Source organism: Acinetobacter puyangensis (assembly GCF_900096995.1).
GTDB classification, from domain to species: domain Bacteria; phylum Pseudomonadota; class Gammaproteobacteria; order Pseudomonadales; family Moraxellaceae; genus Acinetobacter; species Acinetobacter puyangensis.
Genome location: NZ_OANT01000024.1, coordinates 1 through 5,759, shown reverse-complemented (window position 1 = coordinate 5,759; position 5,759 = coordinate 1). Strand labels below are relative to the sequence as shown.

General features: G+C 42.8%; 6 protein-coding genes and 1 pseudogene. 6 read left to right on the top strand and 1 reads right to left on the bottom strand.

Features of this window, described 5'->3' with window-relative positions; all coding sequences use genetic code 11:
- A pseudogene (locus tag CRO21_RS17595) lies at nt 1-525 on the top strand (hypothetical protein); the annotation flags it as partial.
- 43 nt (nt 526-568) lie between these two features.
- On the opposite strand, the gene catM reads toward CRO21_RS17595, so the two are convergent.
- Nucleotides 569-1,480 carry a cis,cis-muconate-binding transcription regulator CatM gene (catM, locus tag CRO21_RS17280; protein WP_097080539.1) on the bottom strand — a complete coding sequence of 304 codons (912 nt, stop codon included), beginning with the start codon at nt 1,478-1,480 and terminating at the stop codon, nt 569-571.
- A gap of 103 nt (nt 1,481-1,583) precedes the next feature.
- Here catM and CRO21_RS17275 point away from each other — a divergent pair, with 103 nt between their 5' ends.
- The 5 genes from CRO21_RS17275 to pcaF all read left to right on the top strand — a co-directional run bounded on the left by CRO21_RS17275 (nt 1,584) and on the right by pcaF (nt 5,689).
- Nucleotides 1,584-2,696, top strand: coding sequence for a muconate/chloromuconate family cycloisomerase (locus CRO21_RS17275; protein ID WP_097080538.1), 1,113 nt, complete (start codon nt 1,584-1,586; stop codon nt 2,694-2,696).
- A 17-nt stretch (nt 2,697-2,713) separates the two neighbouring features.
- Nucleotides 2,714-3,004, top strand: coding sequence for a muconolactone Delta-isomerase (catC, locus tag CRO21_RS17270; protein WP_097080537.1), 291 nt, complete (start codon nt 2,714-2,716; stop codon nt 3,002-3,004).
- 81 nt (nt 3,005-3,085) lie between these two features.
- Nucleotides 3,086-3,769 (top strand): 3-oxoacid CoA-transferase subunit A, encoded by a 684-nt coding sequence (locus CRO21_RS17265; RefSeq protein ID WP_097080536.1) that lies wholly within the window; start codon nt 3,086-3,088, stop codon nt 3,767-3,769.
- A gap of 2 nt (nt 3,770-3,771) precedes the next feature.
- On the top strand, nt 3,772-4,440 hold the full coding sequence (locus tag CRO21_RS17260) for a 3-oxoacid CoA-transferase subunit B (protein ID WP_097080535.1): 669 nt from the start codon (nt 3,772-3,774) through the stop codon (nt 4,438-4,440).
- Nucleotides 4,441-4,450: 10 nt separating this feature from the next.
- Complete coding sequence (gene pcaF, locus CRO21_RS17255) at nt 4,451-5,689, top strand: 3-oxoadipyl-CoA thiolase (protein ID WP_097080534.1); 1,239 nt, start codon at nt 4,451-4,453, stop codon at nt 5,687-5,689.
- Nucleotides 5,690-5,759: the final 70 nt, after the last annotated feature.

Sequence of the window (5,759 nt, the reverse complement as noted above, 5' to 3'; positions counted from 1 at the left end):
GTGCTTGAAACATTTATACAGGAGATAGTACCTCTATCTGATCAATTACAAGCAACCCTTAATCATGCACAAACAGCATTGCAGCAACAGCACCGTCATATTGCAGAAGGCATTTGGCGCAAGGTCGTGCCTGAACTTCCGCAGCTGCTTGAGCAGCATGCTATAACACAGGCAGTGGATACGGTATATGCAACGATTACTCAATGGCTGGAAGAGGTGTGTGCCCAACAAGTACAGCAGCATTTGGCAGATTATCGTGTAGAGATGCGTCATAAAATCCAGCTTAAACCGCATGCACAGATTGGCTATGAAACTATTTCAGGCATGGTCGTACATGATCGACTTTATGCCGAACTCTCTTGTCAGATTAATGAAACGATAAAAGACTATACAACCGAATTAGTTGATCAATGTGAACATCATTTGAAAAGCATTGAAAAGGATATTGAGCAGCTTAAGCATGTGATCTTGCGCTATAGCAAAGCCTTAAATGAAATTGCTTCCAGTTTAAGGCAAAAACAGTGAATTATCATATATAAAATATCTAAACAAACTTTTAGTGAATATTCTAATCCATTAACGGGATTATATTCTGGGCGGCAAAAACCTCCTGAATACAGGCCAATATCTTGGGAATATAATTGCTATGATCCATATTGCGTATGGCCAGCGAGATTGGGCTATACGCATCTGCATCGAGAATGGGAAGATACATCAGATTTTTCATCCCAATATCAAGGGCTGATTCCGGTACAATACAAATCCCTTCACCCGCAGCAACCAATCCCATCGCCAATTGAATCTCACGGGTTTCGGAGAACTTGCTGGGCATTAAACCCAAATCGGTAAAAATAGATTGAATAAAGGTCGAGAAATTTGGTTTTTGGGAAAGGGGATAAAGCAATATCGGCTCATCAACGATTTGGGACAGATAAATTCCAGAATCTATAAATTGATTAAGATGATGATTTTTGTGTATGGCTAGCTTTAAGCGCTCTTTACGCAACACGATTCGACGAATGGCGGGATCGCTGATTTTTAAACGGCCAAAGCCTAGATCTATTTTACCTTGTTTTAATGCATCGATTTGATCTTTGGTACCACATTCAATCAACTCAATATGAATTTCTGGATTTTTTTGTCGAAATAAATAAATAATTTCAGGTAACAGCCCATATAATAATGAACCGACATAACCAATGCGTACAGTATGGCTCACAGTCGCAATGCGTTTTGCCATAGATGACGCTTGTGCGGCATGGGTTAAAATTTGTACGGCATGTTCATAAAAAAATAATCCCGCTTCAGTGACTTTGGCAGGACGAGAACCGCGCTCAAACAGCAGGATCCCCAGTTCTTCTTCTAATTTTTGTATTTGACGGCTTAATGGTGGTTGTGCGATACATAATTTTTCAGCAGCTTTGGAAATACTTTGTTCTTCGACTACAGTAACGAAATAGCGTAAATGTCTTAATTCCACTTATATACCTTTTTAGTATGTAAAAATACCGAATAGTTTATCGTTTTCATTATCTCATTAATTTAAGGTATGTAAATAGCATTTACTGAAAGAAGATGGAACGATGTATAAAACGGTGGAAACTATTTTAGTGGATATACCAACCATCCGCCCCCACAAGCTTTCTGTGACCACTATGCAAACCCAAACACTGGTGTTGGTTAAAGTCACGACAGAAGATGGTGTGGTCGGCTGGGGTGAGGCAACCACCATCGGTGGTTTGAATTATGGCGAGGAAAGCCCAGAAAGTGTCAAAACCAATATCGACACTTATTTTGCTCCATTATTATTGTCAATTAAAACCCCACTCAATGTTGCACAGACTTTAAAACTGATTCGTAAAAGTATCAATGGTAATCGTTTTGCCAAATGTGCCATCCAAACGGCATTACTAGATATTCAGACCAAACGGCTGGGCATACCATTAAGTGAAGTGCTGGGTGGGCGTCTACGTGATCGCCTGCCCGTATTGTGGACACTGGCATCAGGCGATACCGAAAAAGATATCGCCGAAGCAAAAAAGATGATCGAATTAAAACGTCATAATATCTTTAAACTCAAGATCGGTTCTAACACGCTACAGCATGATGTCGATCATGTGATTGCGATTAAAAAAGCCTTGGGAGTGGATATCAGTATACGGGTTGATGTCAATCGTGCATGGTCGGAACTGGAATGTATCCAAGGTATTCAACAGTTACAAGATGGTGGCATTGATCTGGTCGAGCAGCCATGTGCCATTGAAAATACCGACGCACTGGCACGCCTAACAGCACGTTTTGCAGTAGCTATCATGGCCGATGAAGTATTGACTGGTCCTGATAGTGCCTATCGTATCGCCAAGCAACATGGCGCAGATGTATTTGCTGTGAAAGTTGAGCAGTCAGGCGGATTAATTGAGGCCTGTGACGTGGCGAAAATTGCCCGTCTGGCGGGGATTAGCCTATATGGCGGCACAATGCTGGAAGGACCAGTCGGTAGTATTGCCTCGGCACATGCTTTTAGTACCTTTGAAACGCTGGAATTTGGTACAGAATTGTTTGGCCCGTTACTGTTGACCCAAGATATCCTCAAAACTCCTTTGCAATATGAGAACTTTGAACTGGTGGTACCGCAGGGCCCTGGTCTGGGGATTGAGATCGATGAAGATAAAATTGAGCAATTACGCCGTCATTAAGCAAAAGGAAATCAGCGATGTTATTTCAAGTTCGTATGAATGTGCATATTCCACTGGATATGCCGATTGAGCAAGTCAATCAGATCAAGGCAGTAGAAAAAGCCTATTCACAGGATCTACAACGTCAGGGCAAATGGCGTCATATTTGGCGGATAACAGGGCAATATTCCAATATCAGCATCTTTGATGTGGAAAGTAATGAAGAATTGCATAACATTTTACAAGGTCTTCCACTTTATCCTTATATGACCATCGAAATCATGGCATTAAATCGTCATCCATCGTCTATCCGTGAAGATGATAGTTGATTTATCATGGCCTTAAATTGATATAAAACAGAATTATATCAATTATTTACATTTATTTATTGTTATCCAAAGGTTGATGCCATGATTGATAAAAGCCAAGCTTCTCTTTCGGAAGTATTATCTCAGATAAAAGATGGTGCAACCATCATGATAGGTGGCTTTGGCACAGCAGGACAACCTGCCGAGCTGATTGATGGCTTAATTGAGCTTGGTATCAAGGATCTGGTGATCGTTAATAATAATGCCGGTAATGGCGACTATGGTCTAGCCAACCTGTTAAAAACCGGTGCAGTCCGTAAAATCATTTGTTCTTTTCCACGTCAATCCGATTCTTGGGTATTTGATGAACTCTATCATGCTGGCAAAATCGAACTGGAACTGGTGCCGCAAGGCAATCTGGCCTGCCGTATTCAGGCTGCCGGTATGGGATTGGGTGCAGTATTTACCCCAACCGGTTTTGGTACATTATTGGCAGAAGGCAAGGAAACCCGTCATATTGATGGTAAGGACTATGTACTGGAATATCCGATTAAAGCTGATTTTGCCCTGATCAAAGCACAGCAAGGTGATCGTTGGGGCAATCTGGTGTATCGTAAATCAGCACGTAATTTTGGTCCGATTATGGCCATGGCTGCCGATGTCACCATTGCTCAAGTCTCAGAAGTGGTAGAACTGGGAGCACTTGATCCGGAACATATTATTACCCCGGGTATTTTTGTCCAGCATGTGCTGGCGGTTGGTACATCACAAGGTCAAGGAGAATAAAAATGAGCTATCAAAAATTAAGCCGTGACCAGATTGCGCAGCGTGTAGCACAAGATATTCCCGATGGCGCTTATGTCAATCTCGGTATTGGTTTACCCACCAAAATTGCCAGTTATTTACCGTCCGATAAAGATGTATTTTTACATTCCGAAAACGGGTTGCTGGCTTTTGGTCCACCGCCTGCCAAAGGTGAGGAAGATCCGGAATTGATCAATGCCGGCAAAGAGTTTGTCACCATGCTACAAGGTGGTTGTTTTTTTCATCATGGCGATTCCTTTGCCATGATGCGCGGTGGACACTTGGATATCGCAGTATTAGGTGCATTCCAGATTGCTGAAAATGGTGATTTGGCCAACTGGCATACTGGTGCTAAAGACGCCATTCCTGCGGTCGGTGGTGCCATGGATCTGGCCGTGGGTGCCAAGAAAGTGTTTATCACCACCGATCATGTCACCAAAAAAGGTGAAGCCAAAATTGTTAAGGAACTCAGCTATCCTGCAACAGGTCTAAAATGTGTGGATCGTATCTATACTGATTTGTGTGTGATTGATGTGACAAGTGATGGCTTAAAAGTGATTGAAAAAGTTGAAGGTTTGAGCTTTGACGAATTACAGTCATTGACTGGTGCAACACTAATTGATGCTACACAGCTTAATACGACACAAGGTTAAGGAAAACAGCATGTCTATATTAAAAAATGCCTACATTATTGATGCCATCCGTACCCCATTTGGCCGTTATGCCGGTGGACTTGCCCCAGTACGTGCTGATGATCTGGGTGCCATTCCAATTCAGGCATTGATTGCGCGTAATCCACAAGTCGATTGGCAACAGGTGGATGATGTCATTTATGGCTGTGCCAATCAGGCTGGTGAAGACAATCGTAATGTTGGACGCATGTCAGCTTTACTGGCAGGTTTACCGTATCAGGTGCCAGCAACCACCATTAATCGTTTATGTGGGTCATCACTGGATGCCATTGCCATTGCTGCTCGTGCCATCAAGGCTGGTGAAGCAGATTTAATGATTGCTGGTGGTGTAGAAAGTATGAGCCGTGCACCTTATGTGATGGGCAAATCGGACAGTGCTTATGGACGTAGCCAAAAGATTGAAGACACCACTATGGGCTGGCGTTTTATCAATCCGAAACTCAAAGAATTATATGGTGTGGATAGCATGCCGCAAACTGCCGAGAATGTAGCAGAACAATTTCAGATTAATCGTGCCGATCAGGACCTGTTTGCCTTAAACAGTCAACAACGCACAGCAGCAGCACAAGCCAAAGGCTATTTTAAGCAAGAAATTATCCCGGTCACGATTCCACAGCGTAAAGGTGATGCCATCGTGATTGATAGCGATGAGCATCCACGTGCTTCAACCACACTGGAAGGTTTAAGCAAACTCAAAGGTGTGGTTAAAGCCGACGGTACAGTGACTGCGGGTAATGCATCCGGGATTAATGATGGTGCAGCAGCGGTATTAATTGCTTCTGATCATGCAGTACAACATTATGGTTTAACACCAAGAGCACGCATTGTTGCAGCAACAACAGTGGGTGTAGAACCACGGATTATGGGATTTGCGCCAGCGCCTGCAATCAAAAAGTTATTAAAACAGGCTAATCTGACCTTGGATCAGATGGATGTGATTGAGCTGAATGAAGCCTTTGCAGCACAGTCCTTGGCAGTGACCCGTGATTTAGGATTGGCAGATGAAGATACACGTATCAATCCCAATGGTGGTGCGATTGCATTGGGTCATCCATTGGGTGCTTCGGGTGCCAGACTGGTCATTACTGCCTTAAACCAACTGGAACAGACGGGTGGAAAATATGGTTTGTGTTCGATGTGTATTGGTGTTGGTCAAGGTATTGCATTGATCATTGAGCGTATGGATGTCGATCATGTTGCTTCAGTTTAAGATTTAAAGGATACAAGACTATGCCAATTGCACAATTAAAAAATGTTGCATTGAATTATGAAACTTTTGG

Excerpts from the sequence above, each read along its gene's own strand:
- CRO21_RS17260 (WP_097080535.1), top strand. The coding sequence starts at position 3,772 with ATGAGCTATCAAAAATTAAGCCGTGACCAGATTGCGCAGCGTGTAGCA.
- CRO21_RS17265 (WP_097080536.1), top strand. The coding sequence starts at position 3,086 with ATGATTGATAAAAGCCAAGCTTCTCTTTCGGAAGTATTATCTCAGATA.
- catC (WP_097080537.1), top strand. The coding sequence starts at position 2,714 with ATGTTATTTCAAGTTCGTATGAATGTGCATATTCCACTGGATATGCCG.
- CRO21_RS17275 (WP_097080538.1), top strand. The coding sequence starts at position 1,584 with ATGTATAAAACGGTGGAAACTATTTTAGTGGATATACCAACCATCCGC.
- pcaF (WP_097080534.1), top strand. The coding sequence starts at position 4,451 with ATGTCTATATTAAAAAATGCCTACATTATTGATGCCATCCGTACCCCA.